The sequence below is a fragment of the Streptosporangium sp. NPDC004379 genome (genome assembly GCF_042873875.1).
In the GTDB taxonomy this organism is placed as follows: Bacteria; Actinomycetota; Actinomycetes; order Streptosporangiales; family Streptosporangiaceae; genus Streptosporangium.
Window position 1 is genome coordinate 97,744 of record NZ_JBIAMC010000009.1, and the last position, 18,770, is coordinate 116,513.

Sequence of the window (18,770 nt, forward strand, 5' to 3'; positions counted from 1 at the left end):
GCGGTGAACGCGGAAAGGGCGGCCGGGGTGGCGGGAACGGCGGAGCGGGCGGCCGAGGTGGTCGTGGTCGGCGGCGGGGTCGGCGGCATGGTGTCGGCGCTGCTGCTGGCCCGGCGCGGGCACCGGGTCCGGCTGTACGAGCAGCGGGACCGGCTGGGCGGCAAGCTGGCCGAGCACGTCCGGGACGGATTCACCTTCTCGATCGGCCCGTCCCTGCTGACGCTGCCGGAGGTGTTCACCGGTCTCGGCCTGGAGCTGGACCTGGTCGAGCTGGATGAGCTGTGCCGCTACCGCTTCGCCGACGGCTCGACGCTGTCGGCCCGGCGCGACCCGGGCCGGATGGCGGCGGAGGTGGACCGGCTGGCCCCGGGCGAGGGCCGCAACTGGCTGGCCTTCCACGACTGGGCGCGGGGCTGTTTCGAGGCGGCCCGGCGGGCGTTCTTCGCCGGGCCGCTCCTGCCCTCCTGGCCGCCGGTCCGGCCGCCGTCCGGCGGGGCGAGCCTGTCGGACCTGACGGCGGTCGCGCCGGGCCGTACGGTGGCCGGGCTGGCCCGGCGGTTCTTCGCCGACCCCCGGATGCGCCAGTACGTCGGCCGCTACGCGACCTACGCGGGCTCCAGCCCCTACCGGGCCCCGGCGGCGCTGGCCTGCATCCCGGGGATCGAGCACGGCGAGGGCGGCTGGTACGTCCCGGGCGGCCTGCCCCGCATCGCCGACGCGCTGGCCGCGCTGCTGGACAAGGCGGGCGTGGAGGTCCGTCTCGGCGCCGAGGTGCTCGACGTGCTGGACGACGGCACGCGGGTCACGGGCGTACGGCTGGCCTCCGGCGAGCGGGACCGCGCCGACGTGGTGGTGGCCAACACCGACGCGGCGGCGCTGTACGGGCGGCTGATGCCGGACCGGCGGCGGCTGCGGCGCGTCGCCCGGCTGGGCACGTCGTCGTCGGCGTTCCTGCTGCTGGCGGGGGTGGAGGGCCGGACCGAGGGGCTGGCGCACCACTCCGTCGTCTTCTCCGCCGACTACGAGCGGGAGTTCGGCGACATCTTCGACCGGCGGGTGCCGCCCGCCGACCCGACCGTCTACATCGGCTGTTCGGCGGTGGACGACCCGGCGCAGGCGCCGGAGGGCGCGGAGAACTGGACGATGCTGGTCAACGTCCCGGCCCGCGATCCGGGCCGGTGGCCCGTGACGCCGGAGGCGTACCGCGACCTGGTGCTGGAGCGGCTGGCCGCCCGGGGGTACGACCTGTCGGGACGGCTGCGGTTCGTGGACCTGTTCACCCCGGCCGACCTGCGGGAACGCTACGGATACTGGGGCGGGTCGATCTACGGCGGCGCCTACTCCGGGCGGCTGTCCACCTTCCGCCGGCCGGGCAACCGGGGGCCGCGGCGCGGCCTGTACCTGGTCGGCGGTTCGGCGCATCCGGGCGGCGGTCTGCCACTGGTGGCGATGGGCGGGCGCATCGTCGCCTCCCTGGTGGAGGAGGATTTCCCCTGTTGAGCATCGTGCCGGAAGCCACGCCGGAAGTGACGGCCGAAGCCGCGCCGGAGCTCGTGCCGGGAGTCGTGCCGGGAACCATGCCGGGAACGGCCGTATCGAAGGGATTCGCCGGATGAGGCTTCTCACCGCGGCGCAGGCCGCGGCCGCGCTGGTCGTCGCGGTGCGGCTGGCGCGGGGGCGTGACCGGCTCCCCCCGCTGGCGCCCGTCGCCGACGCCGCCGGGCGGATCTCGGTGGTGATCCCCGCCCGCGACGAGGAGCACCGCCTCGGCCCCTGTCTGGCGGCGGTGCTGGCCGACCCGGCCGTGGCGGAGGTGATCGTCGTCGACGACGAGTCGGCCGACGGCACGGTGCGGCTGGCCGCCGGGATGGGGGCGAAGGTCGTCGCGGGCGAGCCGCTGCCCGCGGGCTGGGTGGGCAAGCAGTGGGCGCTGCGGCAGGGCGTCCGGGCGGCCTCCGGGGACGTCGTGGTGACCCTCGACGCCGACGCCCGGCCGGGGCCGGGCCTGTTCGGCGCGCTGTCGGCCGAGCTGGACCGCTACGACCTGGTCAGCGTGGGCCCGAGGTTCGTCTGCGACGGGGTCGCCGAGCAGGCACTGCACGCGTCGTTCCTGGCGACGCTGGTCTACCGGCTCGGTCCCGTCGGCCCGTCCGCTCCCCCGCCGCCGCATCGCGTGATGGCCAACGGCCAGTGCATGGCCTTCCGCCGTACGGCGATGCTGGCGGCGGACGGGTTCGCCCGGGTGCGCGGGCACATGACCGACGACGTGGCGCTGGCCCGCGAGCTGGCGACCGGCGGCTGGTCGGTGGGGTTCCTGGACGCCGGGGGCCTGCTGGAGGTGGACATGCACTCCTCGGCGGCGGAGGTGTGGCGGGAGTGGGGGCGGTCGCTGCCGCTGCACGACGTCACCTCTCCCGGGCGGCGGGCCGCCGACCTGGCCGTGGTGTGGCTGACCGCGGCGCTGCCGGTGCTGCGGCTGGCGGCCGGGCGGCCGACCCGGCTGGACGCGGGGCTGCTGACCGTACGGCTGCTGCTGACCGGGGCGCTGCGCGGCAGTTACGTACGGCCGGGGCCGGGCGTGCCGCTGTCGCCGCTGCTGGACCCGCTGGCGGCGCTGCGGCTGACACGGGCGACGCTGCGGCCGGTGCGCCGCTGGCGGGGCCGCGTCTACCCGGACGGCGCCGGGGCCGCCGAGGCGTGGGCCGGGGACGGAGCCGGGAGCGCGCCCGGTGACCGGGAACGGGACACCGCCGGGGTCAGGACGGCCGGGGTGACCGTTCCGCCCGGGACGCCTGGCCGAAGCGCAGGCCGATGAGGCACATCAGCGCCCCGGTGGCCGCGACGTACCCGACCGGGGCGAGCAGGAGCTGCAGCACCGGCAGGCCGAACACGCCGACCCGCGCGCCGGCGGCGAAGGACCGGGTGACGAGGGTCGTCACGAGCAGGGCCGTGACGCCGAGCAGGAACGCGGGCGGGCAGATGACCGCGAAGCCGCCCGCGAAGGTGAGGATGGACCGGCCGCCCCGGAACCCGGCGAACACCGGCCAGGCGTGGCCGGTCATCGCGGCGGCCACCGCGAGGTACACCGGCAGGACGCCGCCGCCGGTCACCCCGCCGGGCCAGGTCAGCGGCCATCCGGTGACCGCCAGGGCGAGCAGCCCGGCGAGGGCGCCCTTGAGCATGTCACCGGCGAAGACCGGCACCGCGGCCCGCCGTCCCAGCAGTTCCATGACGTTCCAGAAGCCGGGGTTCCGGTCGCCCGCCTCCCGGGGGTCGAGGCCGTGCGCCCGGGTGACGAGCACCGCGACCGGCACCGAGCCGAGAAGGTAGCCGCCGATGACCGAGACGAGCACCGCGAGCGCGACGGGCAGGCCGGGCGGAGGAGTCATCGCTTCCTTCCATCTCACGAGATATGCGGATATAGGCGCTATGAAGTACATGGCGTTCGACCGGCCGGTGCTGGGGCGCACCCCCGGGCTGGTGTTCTGGCGGCTGCTGGGGACGGGCCGGGGCACGTCGATGAGCCTGGGCGCCGACCTGCGCCGCTGGGCGATGCTGGCGGTCTGGCGGGAGGAGGCGGCCCTGGACGGCTTCCTGGCCGGCTCGCCCGTGGCGGCGCGCTGGCGCACGGAGGCGCTGGAGTCGTGGCGGGTACGGCTCCGGCCGGTGTCGTCGCGCGGCCGGTGGGGCGGGACCGACCCGTTCGGCCTCCCGCCCGTGACCGCCCCGGGCCGGCAGGACGGTACGCCGGTCGCGGTGCTGACCCGGGCGGCGATCCGGCCCTCCCGGCTGGTGGCGTTCTACCGGTCGGTCCCCCGGGTGGACCGCCTGCTGGCCGGGCAGGAGGGATGCCTGGCCTCGGTCGGCGTCGGCGAGTGGCCGCTGGCCCGGCAGGCGACGTTCTCCCTGTGGCGGGACGCGGACGCGGTGCGCGACTTCGCCTACCGGGGGGCCGCCCACCGGAAGGTGATCGGGCGGACACGGGCCGAGAACTGGTACTCGGAGGAGCTGTTCGCCCGGTTCGCCCCGTACGGCAGCGAGGGCACCTGGAACGGCGTCGATCCCCTGGCCGGGTACGACGGTCCCTGAGATCCGGGCGGGACCGTGGGACACCCCTTCCCGGCCGTCGGCCACCCCGTGGCCGTCGCGGACGGCCTGTCCCGACGGGAACCGGTCCGGCGGGAGGCCGGCGGGGGGGGGGGGGGGGGGGGGGGGGGCCCCCCCCCCCCGGGGGGCGCCCCGGGGGGGGGGGCCCCGCCGGCCGGGCCCCCCCCGCGGGCGCCCCCCCCCGCGGGGGCGGGCCCCCCCCGGGGGGGGGGGGGGCCCGCCCCCCCCCCCGGGGGCGGGGCGGGGGGGGGGGGGGGGGGGGGCCCCCCACCCCCCCCCCCCCCCACCGCCAGATGGTCGCCGACGCGGTCGGTGACGCCTCCGTCGGCGAGGTCCCGCGCGACGGCGCAGGCCCGGGCGACCGTGGCCGCCCGGGACGCGCCGTGGGCGACCACGACGGTGCCGGTGAGGCCGAGCAGCGCGGCACCGCCGTGGGTCTCGGGGTCGTAGAGGCGGGCCACCTCGCGCAGCGCCTCGGGCGTCGCGGCGCCGGTCCGCGCCACCAGGGCGAGCGTGGCGCGGACGGAGCCCTCGACGTTCTTGAGCACGACGTTGCCGGTGAAGCCGTCGGTGACGACCACGTCGACCGTCCCGGCCAGCACGTCGTGACCCTCGACGTTGCCGTGGAAGCGCAGCGGCAGGGCCGGCAGCAGCTCCCCCGCGCGGCGGGTCAGCCGGTTGCCCTTGCCCGGTTCGGAGCCGATCGACAGCAGGCCCACGGACGGGTCGGCCACGCCGAGCACGAGCCGGGCGTAGGAGGCGCCGAGCAGCGCGAACTGGGCGACCATCTCGGGCGTGGGGTCGGAGGTCGCACCGGCGTCGATCAGCACGGTCGCGCCGCCGGACGTCGTGGGCAGGGCGATCGCCAGGGCCGGGCGCAGCACGTTCGGGGCGCGGCCCATGCCCCGGATGGCGCACGAGACGACCGCGCCGGTGGAGCCGGCCGACACCAGCGCCGAGGCCGTGCCCTGCCGTACGAGCTGGCAGGCCACGCCGAGGCTGGAGGTGGCGGAGACCTCGGAGGCGGCGGTGCTGACGGCTCCGGCACCCCGTTCGGCCATGGGGACGACGTCCTCGGCGTGCACCACGCCGATCTCACCGGCGGCGCCGTGGCGTGCCAGCTCGCGGCGGATCTCCCCGGCGCGGCCGACGAGCACGACGGGGACGCCGTACTCGCGCGTGGCCGTGACGGCCCCGCCGACCGTCTCGGCCGGTCCGTGGTCTCCGCCCATGGCGTCGACGGCGACAGGCTGGGGCATCACGTTCTCCTCCGCGGGGGTGTCATGTCGTTGTCCGGCTCGGCGGCCGGGCGATGACGCCGGGCCCGGAGCCGGCCCGCTCCGCCGGCGTCACCACCCAGGCCGGGACGCCCGCCCGGTTCAGGGCATTCGTACGGTGACCCGGCGTTCGGCCCGGTCCGCGGCGGACGCCGCGAGCAGGTGCCGGGTGAAGATCGCCACCCTGCGGCGGCGGGACACGGCCACGCGGGCGCGCAGCACGTCGTGGCCGGCCGCCTCGATCCGGCCGAGGATGCCGCCGTACAGCTCGTAGGCCGCGCGGATGCACGGCCTCGACGAGGGGACGAGCAGGTCGATCCCCTCCATCGCGAGGCGGTAGTGGGCGTGCGCCCGGTCCGCCTCGAAGGCCAGCAGCTCGCGCAGGGCGGGAGTGGGGGCGGGCCGCCGCAGGTCGTCGACGGAGACGCCGAACCTGTCGAGGTCCTCCAGCGGCAGGTAGACCCGGCCGCGGGCGATGTCCTCGGCGACGTCGCGCAGGAAGTTGGTCAGCTGGAAGGCCAGGCCGAGCTGGCGGGCGGGCTCGCGGGCCTTCTCGGCGGCGCCGGGCAGGGTCTCCAGGACGGGCAGCATCATCGTGCCGATGACCGCGGCCGAGCCCTCCATGTAGTCGAGCAGGTCGGTGTAGGTGGCGTAGCGGGTGACGGTCAGGTCGGCGCGCATCGACCGCAGGAAGGCGTGGACGTCGGCGTGGTCGACGCCGAACGAGCGGACGGTCTGGGCGAACGCCGGCAGTATCGGGTCGTCCACCGGGTCTCCGGCCAGCGCGGCGGAGGTCCGGTCGGTGAGGGCGTCCAGCGCGGCGGCCCGGTCGCCGGTCATCGTGAAGGAGTCGACGATCTCGTCGGCGTAGCGGGCGAAGCCGTACAGGGCGTGGACGTGGGGGCGTTTCCAGGCGGGCAGCAGCAGGGTCGCCAGGTAGTAGGAGCGGCCGTGCCGGGCGTTGAGCCTGCGGCACAGCTCGTAGCTGCGGGTGAGGGTCATCGGGGGCTCTCCAGGATGCGTTCGGCGGCCAGCCGGCCGGAGATCAGCACCGGCGGCACCCCGACGCCCGGCGCGGTGTGCATGCCGGCGAAGTGCAGGCCGGGGACCCGCCTGGCGGCTCCGGCCGGACGGAACCAGGCGGTCTGGGAGAAGCGGTGGTCCAGGGCGAAGGGGGTGCCGGCCGAGTGGCCGAGCCGGGCCCAGGCGGGCGGGTCGAAGCGGAGGCGGGGACGGCCGGACAGGTCGCCGTAGCCGAGGTCTGCCATCCTGCCCAGCAGGCGGTCCTCCAGTTGCGGGGTGAGGCGGTCCCAGTCGGCTCCGCCGTCCAGGTTGGGCGCCGGTTCCAGCACGGTCAGCGTGGCGTGGCCGGCGGGCGCGGCGGCGGTGTCGGTCGCGGGGTAGGTGACCAGCAGGCTGGGGTCGGGCTGCGGACGTCCGGCGGCGAGGGCGGAGAACGTCGAGCGCCACCCGCGGCCGAAGTGCAGGGTGTGGTGGGCCTGGTCGTCCAGCCGCCGGTCGAGGCCGACGTGCAGCACGAGGCAGGAGGGCGAGTAGCGGGGACGGCGCAGCCGCCAGTCGCCCGCCGTCTTCGGCAGCAGGCCGTCGTGGGCGCCGGGCAGGTCGCAGGCGACCACGACGTGCCGGGCGGGGAGGCGCTCGCCGGTGTCGAGCCGGACCGCGGAGACGCCGTACGGGTCCGTCTCGACCTTCAGCGCCCGCGTGCCGTACCTGATCTCGGCTCCGGCCTTCTCCGCGGCGGCGGCCATGGCCTGCGGGATGGCGTGCATGCCGCCGTGCCGGGGGAAGAAGACGCCGCCGACGGTGTCCATGTGGGCGATGACGGCGTAGATCCCGAGGGCCTGCTGCGGGGACAGCCCCACGTACAGGGCCTGGAAGGTGTGCGCCCTGACGAGGCGGTCGTCGGTGAGGTGGGAGCGCACCAGGCCGTCGAGCCGCCGGAAGCCGCCGAGCGCGGCCAGCCGGGCCAGGACCAGCGGCCGGACGAGGTGGCGCAGCCGGGTCATGTCGCGGTCGATGAAGGCGGGCCACTCGGCGGCGAACAGCTCGCCGAGACGGGCGCGGAACCGCCGGTAGCGGTCGGCCTCGGCCGCCCCGCACAGCGCGCGGACCTGCTCGATCATGGCGTCCTCGCCGGGGACCACGTCGAGGTGGGTGCCGTCGTGGTAGCGCATCCGGTAGTACGGGTCCAGCCTGCGCAGCGGCAGGCGGCTCTCCATGTCCTCGCCGGCCGCGGCGAAGGCGTCGGCCAGCACCTCCGGCATGGTCAGCACCGACGGCCCGGTGTCGAAGCGGTAGCCGTCCAGACTCGCGGTCCCGCAGCAGCCGCCCGGCACGTCGCGGGCCTCCACGACCGTGACGTCACGCCCGGAGCCGGCCAGCCGCATCGCCGCGGCGAGGCCGCCGAGCCCCGCGCCGATCACCACGGTCCCGCCCGCCCCGCTCATCGGGCGCCCCCGTCCGTCCCCGGCGGCGCGCCGGTGCGGTGCTCGGTCTCGCGGGTGCCGGTGGCCATGGGCATCGCTCCTCTGCGTCGGTGAAGATGACTTCGGGAACGGGAGCGTGTCCGGATGCGCATTCGCGGTGAAGATTCGAAACCTTCATCCGCCGCCGGCGAGGCCGTCCGGCCTGACGGCGTCCTGCCCGACAGCGTCCGTCCTGACGCCCTCCGGCCCGACACCCTCCGCACCTGCGGTCTCCGCTCTGGCGGCGCGCTCCTCCAGGAACGCCCTGCCCTCCTCCAGCAGGCCGCGCCGCACGTCGGAGTCCAGCCAGGCGTTCAGCTGGCCGGGGCTGGAGAAACGGAACACCACCATCCACGTGTTCTGCTCGCCGGAGCCGGGCGGATATGTCTCCGTGCGCTCGAACCCGGGAAAACGGCGAGCGGCCTCGTTGGTCCTCTCCTGCCATCGGCGGTATTCCTCTTCACATCCCTTACGGACCCGCGAGGAGATCATGACAATGGCGCCTTCGCCGCTTTTCCTGCCACTCACGCTCGGTTCCACCCCGACAACTCTATGCAGTTCACCACGGAGAAGGATGAGTGCGACACACAGGGTGACGTGATCACCCGGGGCGGATTCCGTCAATTCTTCTTTACGGGCCCCGGATCCACCGGGACGCCCGAACCTTCTCCGGAAACGGGCACCGGCGTTTCCGGAGAAGGACCGCACGCGAAACGAGCCGCGGGCCAGGCGGGCCGGGCCGTCAGCCGGCCTGGTCGCCCGGCGGCAGGTAGGGGCTCTCCTCCTCGGCCGTCTTCTGCGGCGCGACGCCGGTGGCGTCCTCCGGTTCGGAGGTCCCGTACGGCCTGCCGGTCCGCTCGTCGACGCCGGCCTCCCGGCGGCCCTGCTCGCGCTCCCGGGCCGCGAGCTCCTCGGGGCCGCGGGTCTCGCTGACGCCGACGCCCATCGGCCCCACGGGGGCGGGCTCGGTGGAGGAGATCCCCTCGCGCTCCGCCCGCGACGCCTCCCGTTCCGGCCCCAGGCCCTCCGGCGGGGGTCCCCAGGCGCGGTCGCCCGCCTGGACCACCTCCTCGCTCGCCCGGCCCACGGCCGGTGAGAAGCCGTGCCAGACGGCGCCGCCGGGGGCGGGGCCGGAGGGGCCGCCGTCCCGTGCCGTGTCCTGTCGCCTCTCGCGGTGTCTTCCCATGTCCGCCACCCCCGTGGGTCTCGGTCGATCAGCAGGTTCTCGATGGGTTCCGGGTCCCCTGGACCCCTGGACTCCGGGGCCCGGGATCCGTGGTCCCGGGCTTACGGCGGGGTCGTCAGCAGATCCTCGGCAGCGGGTCGCCGACCAGCAGGTCGACGATGCGGGTGCCGCCGAAGGACGTCCGCAGCAGCACCAGCCCCGGCGGGTCGTCGGCGATCCGCCCGATGACCGCCGCGCCGGAGCCGAGCGGATCGGAGCGCAGCGCGGCGAGGGCCGCGTCCGCGGCCTCCCCGTCGACCACGGCGACCATCCGGCCCTCGCACGCCACGTACAGCGGGTCGAGACCCAGCAGCTCACACGCCCCGCGCACGGCGGGCCGCACCGGGATCGCGTCCTCGTCGAGCACGACCGCGACCCCGGAGGCTCCGGCGATCTCGTTGACGACGGTCGCCACCCCGCCGCGGGTGGCGTCGCGCAGGCATCGCACCCGGCCGTCGCAGGCGTCCAGCAGCCGCCCGGTCAGCCCGTTGAGGGGCGCGGTGTCGGAGGCGAGGTCGGCCTGGATGTCCAGCTCGCCGCGGGCGATCATGACGGTGACGCCGTGCTCGCCGATCGGGCCGGACACGATGACCGCGTCCCCGGGCCGGGCCGCGGCGGCGCTGAGCCGTACCGGGTGGTCCATCGTGCCCACCCCGGCGGTGGTGATGTAGCAGCCGTCGGCCTTGCCCCGCTGGACGACCTTGGTGTCGCCGGTGACGATCCACACGCCCGCCGCCCGCGCCGCCGCCGCCATCGAGGCGGTCACCCGCCGCAGGTCGGAGACGGGGAAGCCCTCCTCGACGACGAAGGCCGCCGACAGGTAGCGGGGGTGGGCCCCGCACATCGCCAGGTCGTTCACGGTGCCGTTGACGGCCAGGTCGCCGATGTCGCCGCCCGGGAAGAACAGCGGCGTCACCACGAACGCGTCGGTGGTGAGGGCGAGGCCGTCGAAGACCGCGCCGTCCTCCAGGGGCTCCAGCAGCGGGTTGCGGAACTCTTCCAGGAACACCGCCTCGACGAGGGTGTGCGTCGCCTTGCCGCCCGCGCCGTGCGCGAGGGTGACGCGGTCCTCCCGGACGCGGGCGGGGCGGCGGCGCGCCCGCTCGATGCGCTCCAGCACCAGCGCCTCGCGGTCCCGCTCCGCCCTCTCCGCCGGTCCCCCGGAGACCCCCGGCCCCCCGGAGACCCCCGGTCCCGGGGAACTTCCCGGCTTCTCGAAGACCTCAGGTCCCCGGGGACCCCCCGGCCTCCCGGATGCCTCAAGCCCCAGGGAACCTTCCGGCTCTCCGGAAGCCGGAGCCGGGGAGTCCGCCCGGTGGCCGGGACGCGCCGCCTCGCCGGCTCCGGTGGTCACGTCGGTGTTCACGCGCGGGTCGCCTCCCTGACCCGGTCCCGGGAGAACCGGCCGAAGTTGTAGTAGGCCGCGCAGGCGCCCTCCGACGACACCATGCAGGTGCCGATCGGCGTCTCGGGCGTGCACGCCGTGCCGAACACCTTGCACTCCCAGGGCTTGAGCACGCCCTTGAGCACCTCGCCGCACTGGCACGCCTTGGGGTCGGCCACCCGCACGCCGGGAAGGTCGAAGATCCGCTCGGCGTCGAAGCCGGCGTGGCGTTCGCGTATCGCGAGCGCCGAGGAGGAGATGAACCCCAGGCCCCGCCACTCGAAGTACGGCCTCGGCTCCATCACCTCGTTGATGACGTCGAGGGCTCTGGCGTTGCCGTCCCAGGGCACCACCCGGGCGTACTGGTTCTCCACCTCGGCCCGCCCGGCGGCGAGCTGCTCCAGCAGCCGCAGGACCGTCTGCAGCACGTCCAGCGGCTCGAACCCGGCGACCACCAGCGGCTTGCCGTAGTCGCGGGCGATGAACCCGTACGGCCTGCACCCGATGACGGCCGAGACGTGGCCGGGCCCGATGAACCCGTCCAGCCGCAGGTCGGGCGAGTCGAGGATCGCCTTGATCGCCGGGATGATCATGACGTGGTTGCAGAGGACCGAGAAGTTGGCGATCCCCTCGGCCCGCGCGCGCAGGACGGTCATCGCGGTGGAGGGCGCCGTGGTCTCGAACCCGATGCCCATGAACACCACCCGCTTGCCGGGGTTGTCCCGGGCGATCCGCAGGGCGTCCAGCGGGGAGTAGACCATGCGGATGTCGGCGCCGCGCGCCTTGGCGTCCAGGAAGGAGCCGTCGCCCCCGGGCACCCGCATCATGTCGCCGAACGACGTCATGATCACGTCCGGCTGCATGGCGACGTGGATCGCGTCGTCCACCCGTCCCATCGGGATCACGCAGACCGGGCAGCCGGGGCCGTGCACGAGCGTGACGGCCTCGGGCAGGTGGTCCTCCAGCCCGTGCTTGTAGATGGTGTGGGTGTGGCCTCCGCACACCTCCATGAACTTGTAGCGGCGGCCGGGTTCGCACAGCCCGGCGATCCGCGCGGCCAGGGCCCGTGCCCGGCCGGCGTCACGGTACTCGTCGACGAAACGCACCGGTCCTCACCCCTGCTCGATCATGGATTCTCGGAGGGCCGCGATCTCCTCGTCATAGGCCTCGCCGATGCTTTCGAGGAAGTCCAGCGCGGCGCGGGCCTCGGTCTCGTCGATCTTCGACAGCGCGAAGCCGACGTGGATGAGGATCCAGTCGCCGGCCGCCAGGGGCTCACCCTCCAGCAGGCCGATGTTGATCGCGCGCCGTACGCCGCTGACGTCGACCATGGCCAGGTCAGGCCGGTCGGTCAGGATTTCCGCGATCTCCCCCGGGATTCCCAGGCACATGGGTGGCCTCCGCCATCTGGATGGATTCGAGGACGAGGTCGTCGCCGCCCTCCACGTCGAGGTCGACGCCGCCGCACTCCGGGCAGGTGGCGTAGGGGTCGAGCGACGCGGCCGTCTGGCCGCAGGAGCGGCAGATCAGCTGCACGGGCACGACGACCAGGTCGACGTGGGCCCCCTCTGCGGCCGACCCTCCGGCGATCATGGCGAATGCCTGGTTGATCATCGGTTCGGTGACCCGGAGCATGGCGCCCGCCTGCACCCGCGCCCGTTCCACCCTGCGGCCCCTGGCGCGTTTCTCCACCGCGTCGAGGATCGCCTCGGCGATCCCGAATTCGTGCATGTCCGCCTCACTGGTATTTCCGGTCCCACTGCTCTTCTGCTCTTCACTGGTTCTCGCCGGGCGTCACATCCTGCGGATCCGCAGGTAGCGCTTGAGGTCGGGGATCGACTGGTAGACCAGCACGCCGATCCCCACCAGGACGGCTCCGACGAACAGGCGTCTCAACACGGTCTCTCCTCCCTGTGGGCGGCTACGGCGAGCGGGCGCTCGCGGGCGCCGCCGCCATCTCCTGACGGACCAGGTCGGCGACCAGGTCCGCGGCCGCGCCGACGGCCGCGGCCACCGGCGGGCTCAGCTCCATGCCGGGCGACAGGTCGGCGGGCTCGCACCCGACGAGCAGCACCCGTGCCGTCCCGCCGCCGAGCGCGCTGGCCAGGGCCAGCACGGTCTCCGGGGTCATGTCGTGGGCGTCGAGGACCGGTCCGGACACCTCGCCGGGCGTGGGCTCCAGGACGTACAGCGTGCCGGGCGGGCCGCCGCGGGCCACGGCGTCGACGAGGATCGCGGTGTCGTGGCCGCCGCCGGTGAGCTCGTAGGCCAGGTGGACGCCGCGGATGCCGAAGTCGGCCACCGAGACGCCGGCGGGCAGGTCGCGTTCCGCGAGGCGCCCGGCCACCGCGACGCCGAACCCGTCGTCGCCGAGGAAGACGTTCCCGACGCCCGCGACGAGGATGCCGCTCATGGGGCGTCCCGCCCCTCAGGCGTGTCCCGCGCGTCCGTCCCGGTGCCGGCGTCCTCCGGACGGCCGGGCCGGCCCGGCGTCCGTCCGGAGAAGCCGGGGAGGCCGGGGAGGCCGGGGAGGCCGGGGAGGCCGGGGAGGCCGGGGAGGCCGGGGAGGCCGGTGCCCGCCGTACCGTCCGCCGGGCCGGGGGCGTCGAGCGGCTCGACCTCGTCGGGGGCGAAGTAGAGGAAGCGGCCGTGGGAACGGTGCAGGTCGGCGCCGGGATCCTCGTCCAGGGTCACCGCCAGGTGGCGCGCCCCGTCCAGGTCGGTGAGCACGGCCTCCACCCGGGCGGTCCGGCCGGCCAGGAACATGTCATGGGCGTCGGCGCGCCGCCTGCCGGGCGCCAGCCGTACCCGGCTGCCCCTGGCGACCTCCACCCCGGCGACGGACACGGCGTCGGTGTCCGGCGAGGAACCGGGCCCGTTCGCGAGGTCGCTCCAGAAGTCGGCGCCGGGATCGCCCCACGGCGCGGCGCCGGGCATGCGGCCCGACACGAGGTCTGCGGCGAGGTCCGGTACGGAATCCGGCGTGAGGCCCGGCACGGGATCCGGCACGGGGCCCGCGGGCGGACCGGCCGGGGACGCGTCGTCCCACGGGACCGCGCCGGGACCGGCCGCCGAGCCCCAGCGGGGCGCGGCGGCGTCGCGGGCGGGGGTCTCCAGGTGGCGGATCGCGCCGTGCAGCCGTTCGGCCAGCTCCGGCGGCAGGGTCGCCACCATGTCGAGGAGACGGGCCACCCGGGGGTCGGTCGCGCGGGCCTGCCGCTGCTCCTCCTCGGTGAGGGTGAGCGTCCGCAGGTGCAGCATCTCGTCGATCTCGGTGGCGTCGAACATGTCACCCGGGCTCTCCGGGGCGGTGTCCGGGTAGTCGTAGAGGATGATCGGCGACGACAGCAGCACGTCGCGGTGACCGGGCTCGCCGACGAGGACGGGCCAGGTGCGCTCGTTGCGGCAGGTCTCGGCGGCGGGCCGGGCCCATTCGGGCGGGTCGAGCAGGGAGACGAACGCGCCGCCGGTCACCTCGATGATCAGGTGGGCCGAGATCAGCGAGCGGCGCAGCGCCTGCTCGCGGGTGGCGTCCGGGTCGTCCCAGCCGGTGACGTTCTCCACCCGCACGCGCAGCCGGACGAGATCGTACGGCCCCGCCACCCGCTCGGCGCGGGCCCGAACGACGGCGTGCAGCGGCAGGTGCTCGCGGACCACGCGGCCCCGGGCCCGGCCGGACGGCCCGGTGATCGTCTCGACGGACCGGTCCCCGGGCAGGCGCACGTCGGCGGCGCGCTCGCCGTCGAGCAGTCCGGCGACGGGGAAGACCACCTCCGTCTCGCGTTCGGTGGCCTCCTCGAAGGACAGGTAGGTCACCGCGTCGCCCGCCGTCCCGGGCCCGTCGCCCGCTTCCCCGGAGCCCGCCGTTCCAAAGCCCGTCTTCCGGTCCGGGAATCCCTCCGGAGCCCCGCCCGCCGTCCCGGGCCCGTCGCCCGCTTCCGCGGAGCCCGCCGTCCCGAGGTCCGCCTCCCGGACCGGGAACCCGCCCGCCGTCCCGGTTGCCGGAGCGGCCGGTCCGGCCGTCTCGACGGTCAGCTCGGGGACGGGCCGGTGGCCGTCGTCCCCGGCCCGTTCGACGACGCGGGTCCTGACGTGCAGGAAGCGCAGCCGCAGCCGTACCTCGGCGTCGTCGGCGCGTTCCAGCAGGCACTCGGTCACGCTGGAGGGGTGCTCGCAGGTGGCGTCGAACCCCGGCGGCACGAGCACCCCGAACTGCCAGCGCACCCGGTTCTTGGCGGCCGACGCCCGGTAGGGGTAGAGCAGGTAGCCCTCGTACAGCACCGCGTCGGCGACCCGGCGGGCGATCTCCATGGGAGCGGTCATCGCCGGCTCTCCTCCAGCAGTAGTTCCACGGCCTCGTCCCAGGTGGCCAGGGCGCGTTCGGCCTTGAGGCGGCGCAGGGCGCGCAGCGTGCCGCGGTTCAGCCGCAGCCATCCGCTGTCCGGGAAGTAGCGGTCCATCAGCTCCCGCCACACCCCGACCGGCAGCCGGTGCCGGGCCTCCCGGTGCCAGGGGATCTGCGTCACCGAGAAACCCCTCTCGGCGCGGGCGAAGACCGTGCCGCCGAACAGCAGGATCAGCGGGATCTCCCCGTCGTCCAGCGCGGCGAAGTACTTGCCCGCGGCCACCTCCAGGTCGTAGCTGCAGGGCACGGGCAGGTCGATCTCGGTCGCGCCGTGGAAGGCGGGGACGGTGGCCGAGACGGTCGCGAAGTGCATCGGCCTGAGCGTGTCGCCCCATCGGGACGGGTCGCCGAACAGGTCGCCGAGCAGCTCCGCCTCGGCGGGGCCGTACCGCCGAAGGTGCGGCTCCACCCGGATCTGGCAGCGCAGCAGTACGGCGTGCACCCCGGCGGGCGACGGCTCGGTGACGCGCAGCCGGAAGAGGAGCGTCGGGAAGGCCGCGTACGGCTCGGCCCGCGCGCCCACGCAGGTGAAGGCGATCTCATCCACGGCCGCCCCCGCGCGACTCCGGGGCGCCGTGACCGTCCCCGCCGCACTCCGGGGCACCGCGGCCGTCCGGCCACGGCACCCGGCGGCCGCGGCGGCGCAGGTCGGCGAAGAAACCGTCGATGGCCCGCCAGACCTCGGGGCCGCCGTCGAAGCCCTTCCAGTGCAGCCGTACCAGGCCCACCAGGCGGTAGCAGGCGTCGATCGGTGCGAGGTGGCAGGCGAAGCCCCCCTGGGGGCGGCGGTCCACCAGCAGCGCCTCGACGTCGGGCAGCACCCCGGCCATCTCCGGGACGGCGGTCAGGACCCGTTCCCAGGTGTCGTGCGGCAGCAGGGACTCGGTGGCCCCGGCGGGGCTGGGGTAGCAGGCGACGATCCGGCCGAGCGCGGAGTTGCGGAAGAAGAACGCGGTGCGCACCGGGATCCGCATCTCCTCCCAGTCGGCCTCGGTCAGGGGGAACGAGGGCGCGTGCAGGTGGCGGCGCGGCACCCCCCGGTAGCGCCGCCGCGAACCGCCGTAGCGGGCGCCGCCCTGATCACCGCCGTCGCGGTCACCGCCGTCGTGGGCACCGCCCTGATCACCGCCGCCCTGATCACCACCGTCGTGATCACGGCCGCCGTCGCGGTCGCGGTCATCGTGGTCGCGGTCGCGGTCACCGTCATCGTGGTCGCCGTCGTGGGAGAACAGCAGGTGGCAGCAGGCGCAGGCGCACAGCAGCGCCCGGGTCTCCAGGTTCACCACGTGCCCGTGGTCCTCCCCGGCCGGCTCGCCGCACAGCTCGCACCGGGTCGCGGCCCCGGCGTCCGGCGTCCGGAAGCGGCGCAGCCCGGTGGCCGCCGTCACGGCGCTCCCCCGCCCGCGACGGCCGGGCGGCGGCCGATCTGCAGCAGGGGCGACCGGCCCGCCGCCGGCCCCGCTGTCCGCCCCCCGGCCTCGGTGATCTCGACGCGCGCCGCCTCCGGCGCGGCCCGCGTCACGGCGTCCTCGACGGCGCGCAGCAGGGCGCGCCGGGAGGAGGGGCAGCCGTGACCGGCGCCCGTGAGGCGGAGCCGTACGACGCCCGCCTCGTCCACGCCGAGCAGTTCGGCCCTCTCCTCGCGGCCGGCCAGGACCTCGTCCAGGGCGGCGGCGACGCGTTCGGCGGTGCCGAGCGGGTGCAGGTCGTGCAGGATGAGCAGGCCGGAGACGAGGTCGTCACCGGTCAGGCGGTGCAGGACGCCGGCGGCTCCGGCCTCGACGACGGCCTCGACGACGCGTTCCAGGCCGGCGCCGTACAGCTCGACGAGGGCGCGGACGAGCTCCTCGGCCCTGGCGCGCGTCGCGGGGTCGGCGTGCTCGCCGAGGTCGGCGAGCAGCGCCTCGACGCGCTCGCCCACCGCGCGGACGTCGCGCCCCCGGGATCCGCCCGCCCGGACGGCGCGGGCGGTACGGACGGCGCGGGCACCGTGCCCGTCGTGCCCGTCGTGCCCGTCGGTGAGCGGGTCGGTGAGCGGCCCCTCCCCGGGTGGCTCCCCGGGGGTCGCCGGGCCGGTCATGCCGGGCCGAAGGCGTGCGGGCTGTGCAGTTTGCGCAGCTCCTTGCCGCCGCCGAGGTACATGTGGACCCCGCACGGCAGGCACGGGTCGAAGCTGCGTACGGCGCGCATGATGTCGATGCCTTTGAAGTCCTCCGGCGGGTTCTCCTCGAAGATCGGGGTGTTCTGCACCGCGTCCTCGTACGGGCCGGGCGTGCCGTACGGGTCGCGGACGCTGGCGTTCCACGGGGTGGGCGGGTACGGGTGGTAGTTGGCGATCTTTCCGTCCCTGATCACCATGTGGTGCGACAGCACGCCCCGGACCGCCTCGGTGAACCCGCAGCCGATCGCCTCCTCCGGCACCTCGAACGGCGCCCAGGTCCGGGTGCGCCCGGCGCGGACCTCGGCCAGGCCCTGCTCGGCGAAGTGCAGCGCGCAGGCCGCCGCGTACGCCTGGAAGTAGGAGCGGGCCCGGTTGCGCTCCAGCGCGTTGGACAGCGGCTGGCCGTCGTGGGTGGGGATGGTCCACTCCAGCGTCTTCTCCGGGCGGGTGGCGGTCTTCGGCAGGTTGATCTGCACGCTGTGGCCGGTGGCCTTGACGTAGCCGATGTCCACCCGCCCGGACAGGGCGGTGGACCACAGGCGGGCGATGGGGCCGCCGCCGGTGTCCAGCGGGAGCATGTCGGCGCCGTCGAACCAGCGCGGCGACATCACCCAGCTGTACTTGCCGGTGAAGTCGCGTTTCTGCGGGTGGGGGATGGTGTGCTGGTTCCACGGGTGCCGGATGTCGACGGGGTTGCCCAGCGGGTCGTGGGTGACGAACGGCTCCTGCCCGGCCCAGTCGTCGTAGTAGGAGCTGCCCAGCAGGATGCGGATGCCGAGGTTGATGTCGACGAGGTCGTTCGTGACGAGACGGCCGTCCACGATCACGCCGGGGGTGACGAACATCCGCCGGCCCCAGTCGCTCATGGTGCGGTAGTCGAAGTCGCAGTGCTCGGGGTCGTTGAAGCTGCCCCAGCAGCCGAGCAGCACCCGGCGGCGGCCGACCTCCTCGTAGCCGGGCAGGGCCTGGTAGAAGAAGTCGAACAGGTCGTCGTGCATGGGCACGACCCGTTTGACGAACTCGACGTAGCGCATCAGCCGGGTGAGGTAGTCGGTGAACAGCTGCACGGTGGCGACCGTGCCGACCCCGCCGGGATACAGGGTGGAGGGGTGCACGTGCCTGCCCTCCATCAGGCAGAACATCTCCCGGGTGACCCGGCTCATGGCCAGGGCCTCGCGGTAGAACTCCCCCTCCAGCGGGTTGAGGGAGCGCATGATGTCGGCGATGGTGCGGAAGCCGTGGTCGGCGGCGTGCGGGGCCTCGGTGGTCTCGGCCAGCGCGAGCACCCCGGGGTTGGTCTCGCGGACCATCTTCTCGCAGTAGTCGACCCCCACCAGGTTCTCCTGGTAGATGTTGTGGTCGAACATGTACTCGGCCGCCTCGCCGCAGTTGACGATCCACTCCCCCAGCGCCGGGGGGCGGGCGCCGTAGGCCATGTTCTGGGCGTAGACCGAGCAGGTGGCGTGGTTGTCGCCGCAGATGCCGCAGATCCGGCTGGTGATGAAGTGCGCGTCGCGGGGGTCCTTGCCCTTCATGAAGATGCTGTAGCCGCGGAAGATCGACGAGGTGCTGTAGCACTCGGCGACCTCCCGGTTGGCGAAGTCGATCTTGCAGTAGATGCCGAGGCTGCCCACGATCCGCGTGATCGGGTCCCACGACATCTCCACCAGCTCCCGGCCGCCGGGCGGCGGGGTCTCCTCCGTCTTCTCAGGTGAGGTCTTCATG

19 protein-coding genes and 1 pseudogene are annotated in these 18,770 nt (G+C 75.0%); 3 read left to right on the forward strand and 17 right to left on the reverse strand.

The features are described 5' to 3' along the window. Positions 1-3 precede the first annotated feature (3 nt). Positions 4-1,500, forward strand: coding sequence for a phytoene desaturase family protein (locus ACFYSC_RS20650; RefSeq protein WP_389963825.1), 1,497 nt, complete (start codon positions 4-6; stop codon positions 1,498-1,500). A 112-nt stretch (positions 1,501-1,612) separates the two neighbouring features. Then, the gene (locus ACFYSC_RS20655) at positions 1,613-2,815 is read left to right on the forward strand and encodes a glycosyltransferase (protein WP_389963828.1); all 1,203 of its coding nucleotides are present in this window, start codon (positions 1,613-1,615) and stop codon (positions 2,813-2,815) included. On the opposite strand, the gene ACFYSC_RS20660 is transcribed toward ACFYSC_RS20655, so the two are convergent. Beyond that, positions 2,757-3,389 (reverse strand): glycerol-3-phosphate acyltransferase, encoded by a 633-nt coding sequence (locus ACFYSC_RS20660; RefSeq protein ID WP_389963830.1) that lies wholly within the window; start codon positions 3,387-3,389, stop codon positions 2,757-2,759. The genes ACFYSC_RS20655 and ACFYSC_RS20660 overlap by 59 nt on opposite strands. A gap of 40 nt (positions 3,390-3,429) precedes the next feature. On the opposite strand from ACFYSC_RS20660, the gene ACFYSC_RS20665 reads away from it, so the two are divergent. Further along, entirely contained in the window at positions 3,430-4,089 is a 660-nt protein-coding gene (locus ACFYSC_RS20665; protein WP_389963833.1) for a spheroidene monooxygenase, read from the forward strand. Positions 4,090-4,418: 329 nt separating this feature from the next. Here ACFYSC_RS20665 and plsX read toward each other — a convergent pair. The 16 genes and pseudogenes from plsX to ACFYSC_RS20745 form a co-directional block, all read right to left on the reverse strand. After that, positions 4,419-5,366 (reverse strand): annotated as a pseudogene (plsX, locus tag ACFYSC_RS20670) (phosphate acyltransferase PlsX); the annotation flags it as partial. 120 nt (positions 5,367-5,486) lie between these two features. Next, positions 5,487-6,386 (reverse strand): phytoene/squalene synthase family protein, encoded by a 900-nt coding sequence (locus ACFYSC_RS20675; RefSeq protein WP_389963835.1) that lies wholly within the window; start codon positions 6,384-6,386, stop codon positions 5,487-5,489. After that, on the reverse strand, positions 6,383-7,852 hold the full coding sequence (gene crtI, locus ACFYSC_RS20680; protein ID WP_389963838.1) for a phytoene desaturase family protein: 1,470 nt from the start codon (positions 7,850-7,852) through the stop codon (positions 6,383-6,385). Before crtI ends, ACFYSC_RS20675 begins: the two co-directional genes overlap by 4 nt. A 153-nt stretch (positions 7,853-8,005) precedes the next feature. Continuing rightward, entirely contained in the window at positions 8,006-8,221 is a 216-nt protein-coding gene (locus ACFYSC_RS20685) for a hypothetical protein (RefSeq protein ID WP_389963841.1), read from the reverse strand. A 391-nt stretch (positions 8,222-8,612) separates the two neighbouring features. Continuing rightward, positions 8,613-9,056: a hypothetical protein gene (locus tag ACFYSC_RS20690; protein ID WP_389963844.1), complete on the reverse strand. Its 444-nt coding sequence runs from the start codon at positions 9,054-9,056 to the stop codon at positions 8,613-8,615. Positions 9,057-9,171: 115 nt separating this feature from the next. Beyond that, positions 9,172-10,215 carry a hydrogenase expression/formation protein HypE gene (gene hypE / locus ACFYSC_RS20695; RefSeq protein WP_389963847.1) on the reverse strand — a complete coding sequence of 348 codons (1,044 nt, stop codon included), beginning with the start codon at positions 10,213-10,215 and terminating at the stop codon, positions 9,172-9,174. Positions 10,216-10,457: 242 nt separating this feature from the next. Further along, a complete protein-coding gene (gene hypD / locus ACFYSC_RS20700; protein ID WP_389963849.1) occupies positions 10,458-11,585 on the reverse strand; it encodes a hydrogenase formation protein HypD in 1,128 nt (375 codons plus the stop codon). Positions 11,586-11,591: 6 nt separating this feature from the next. Next, positions 11,592-11,870 (reverse strand): HypC/HybG/HupF family hydrogenase formation chaperone, encoded by a 279-nt coding sequence (locus ACFYSC_RS20705; RefSeq protein WP_389963852.1) that lies wholly within the window; start codon positions 11,868-11,870, stop codon positions 11,592-11,594. Beyond that, positions 11,818-12,210, reverse strand: a complete 393-nt coding sequence (locus ACFYSC_RS20710; RefSeq protein WP_362933299.1) for a hydrogenase maturation nickel metallochaperone HypA — start codon at positions 12,208-12,210, stop codon at positions 11,818-11,820. The genes ACFYSC_RS20705 and ACFYSC_RS20710 overlap by 53 nt, the downstream gene beginning before the upstream one ends. A gap of 63 nt (positions 12,211-12,273) precedes the next feature. Next, on the reverse strand, positions 12,274-12,378 hold the full coding sequence (locus ACFYSC_RS20715) for a DUF6893 family small protein (protein ID WP_389963855.1): 105 nt from the start codon (positions 12,376-12,378) through the stop codon (positions 12,274-12,276). A 22-nt stretch (positions 12,379-12,400) separates the two neighbouring features. Beyond that, complete coding sequence (locus ACFYSC_RS20720) at positions 12,401-12,892, reverse strand: hydrogenase maturation protease (RefSeq protein ID WP_389963858.1); 492 nt, start codon at positions 12,890-12,892, stop codon at positions 12,401-12,403. Next, the gene (locus tag ACFYSC_RS20725; RefSeq protein WP_389963861.1) at positions 12,889-14,802 is read right to left on the reverse strand and encodes a hypothetical protein; all 1,914 of its coding nucleotides are present in this window, start codon (positions 14,800-14,802) and stop codon (positions 12,889-12,891) included. Before ACFYSC_RS20725 ends, ACFYSC_RS20720 begins: the two co-directional genes overlap by 4 nt. Beyond that, positions 14,799-15,431 (reverse strand): DUF6084 family protein, encoded by a 633-nt coding sequence (locus tag ACFYSC_RS20730; RefSeq protein ID WP_389963863.1) that lies wholly within the window; start codon positions 15,429-15,431, stop codon positions 14,799-14,801. Before ACFYSC_RS20730 ends, ACFYSC_RS20725 begins: the two co-directional genes overlap by 4 nt. After that, positions 15,424-16,272, reverse strand: a complete 849-nt coding sequence (locus ACFYSC_RS20735) for a DUF5947 family protein (RefSeq protein ID WP_389963866.1) — start codon at positions 16,270-16,272, stop codon at positions 15,424-15,426. Before ACFYSC_RS20735 ends, ACFYSC_RS20730 begins: the two co-directional genes overlap by 8 nt. Beyond that, on the reverse strand, positions 16,269-16,964 hold the full coding sequence (locus ACFYSC_RS20740; protein ID WP_389963869.1) for a NifU family protein: 696 nt from the start codon (positions 16,962-16,964) through the stop codon (positions 16,269-16,271). The genes ACFYSC_RS20735 and ACFYSC_RS20740 overlap by 4 nt, the downstream gene beginning before the upstream one ends. Further along, positions 16,961-18,769: a nickel-dependent hydrogenase large subunit gene (locus ACFYSC_RS20745; RefSeq protein WP_389963871.1), complete on the reverse strand. Its 1,809-nt coding sequence runs from the start codon at positions 18,767-18,769 to the stop codon at positions 16,961-16,963. The genes ACFYSC_RS20740 and ACFYSC_RS20745 overlap by 4 nt, the downstream gene beginning before the upstream one ends. Position 18,770: the final 1 nt, after the last annotated feature.

Excerpts from the sequence above, each read along its gene's own strand:
- ACFYSC_RS20655 (WP_389963828.1), top strand. The coding sequence starts at position 1,613 with ATGAGGCTTCTCACCGCGGCGCAGGCCGCGGCCGCGCTGGTCGTCGCG.
- ACFYSC_RS20660 (WP_389963830.1), bottom strand. The coding sequence starts at position 3,389 with ATGACTCCTCCGCCCGGCCTGCCCGTCGCGCTCGCGGTGCTCGTCTCG.
- ACFYSC_RS20665 (WP_389963833.1), top strand. The coding sequence starts at position 3,430 with ATGAAGTACATGGCGTTCGACCGGCCGGTGCTGGGGCGCACCCCCGGG.
- ACFYSC_RS20675 (WP_389963835.1), bottom strand. The coding sequence starts at position 6,386 with ATGACCCTCACCCGCAGCTACGAGCTGTGCCGCAGGCTCAACGCCCGG.
- crtI (WP_389963838.1), bottom strand. The coding sequence starts at position 7,852 with ATGAGCGGGGCGGGCGGGACCGTGGTGATCGGCGCGGGGCTCGGCGGC.
- ACFYSC_RS20685 (WP_389963841.1), bottom strand. The coding sequence starts at position 8,221 with ATGGTGGTGTTCCGTTTCTCCAGCCCCGGCCAGCTGAACGCCTGGCTG.
- ACFYSC_RS20690 (WP_389963844.1), bottom strand. The coding sequence starts at position 9,056 with ATGGGAAGACACCGCGAGAGGCGACAGGACACGGCACGGGACGGCGGC.
- ACFYSC_RS20705 (WP_389963852.1), bottom strand. The coding sequence starts at position 11,870 with ATGTGCCTGGGAATCCCGGGGGAGATCGCGGAAATCCTGACCGACCGG.
- ACFYSC_RS20710 (WP_362933299.1), bottom strand. The coding sequence starts at position 12,210 with ATGCACGAATTCGGGATCGCCGAGGCGATCCTCGACGCGGTGGAGAAA.
- ACFYSC_RS20720 (WP_389963858.1), bottom strand. The coding sequence starts at position 12,892 with ATGAGCGGCATCCTCGTCGCGGGCGTCGGGAACGTCTTCCTCGGCGAC.
- ACFYSC_RS20725 (WP_389963861.1), bottom strand. The coding sequence starts at position 14,802 with ATGACCGCTCCCATGGAGATCGCCCGCCGGGTCGCCGACGCGGTGCTG.
- ACFYSC_RS20740 (WP_389963869.1), bottom strand. The coding sequence starts at position 16,964 with ATGACCGGCCCGGCGACCCCCGGGGAGCCACCCGGGGAGGGGCCGCTC.
- ACFYSC_RS20745 (WP_389963871.1), bottom strand. The coding sequence starts at position 18,769 with ATGAAGACCTCACCTGAGAAGACGGAGGAGACCCCGCCGCCCGGCGGC.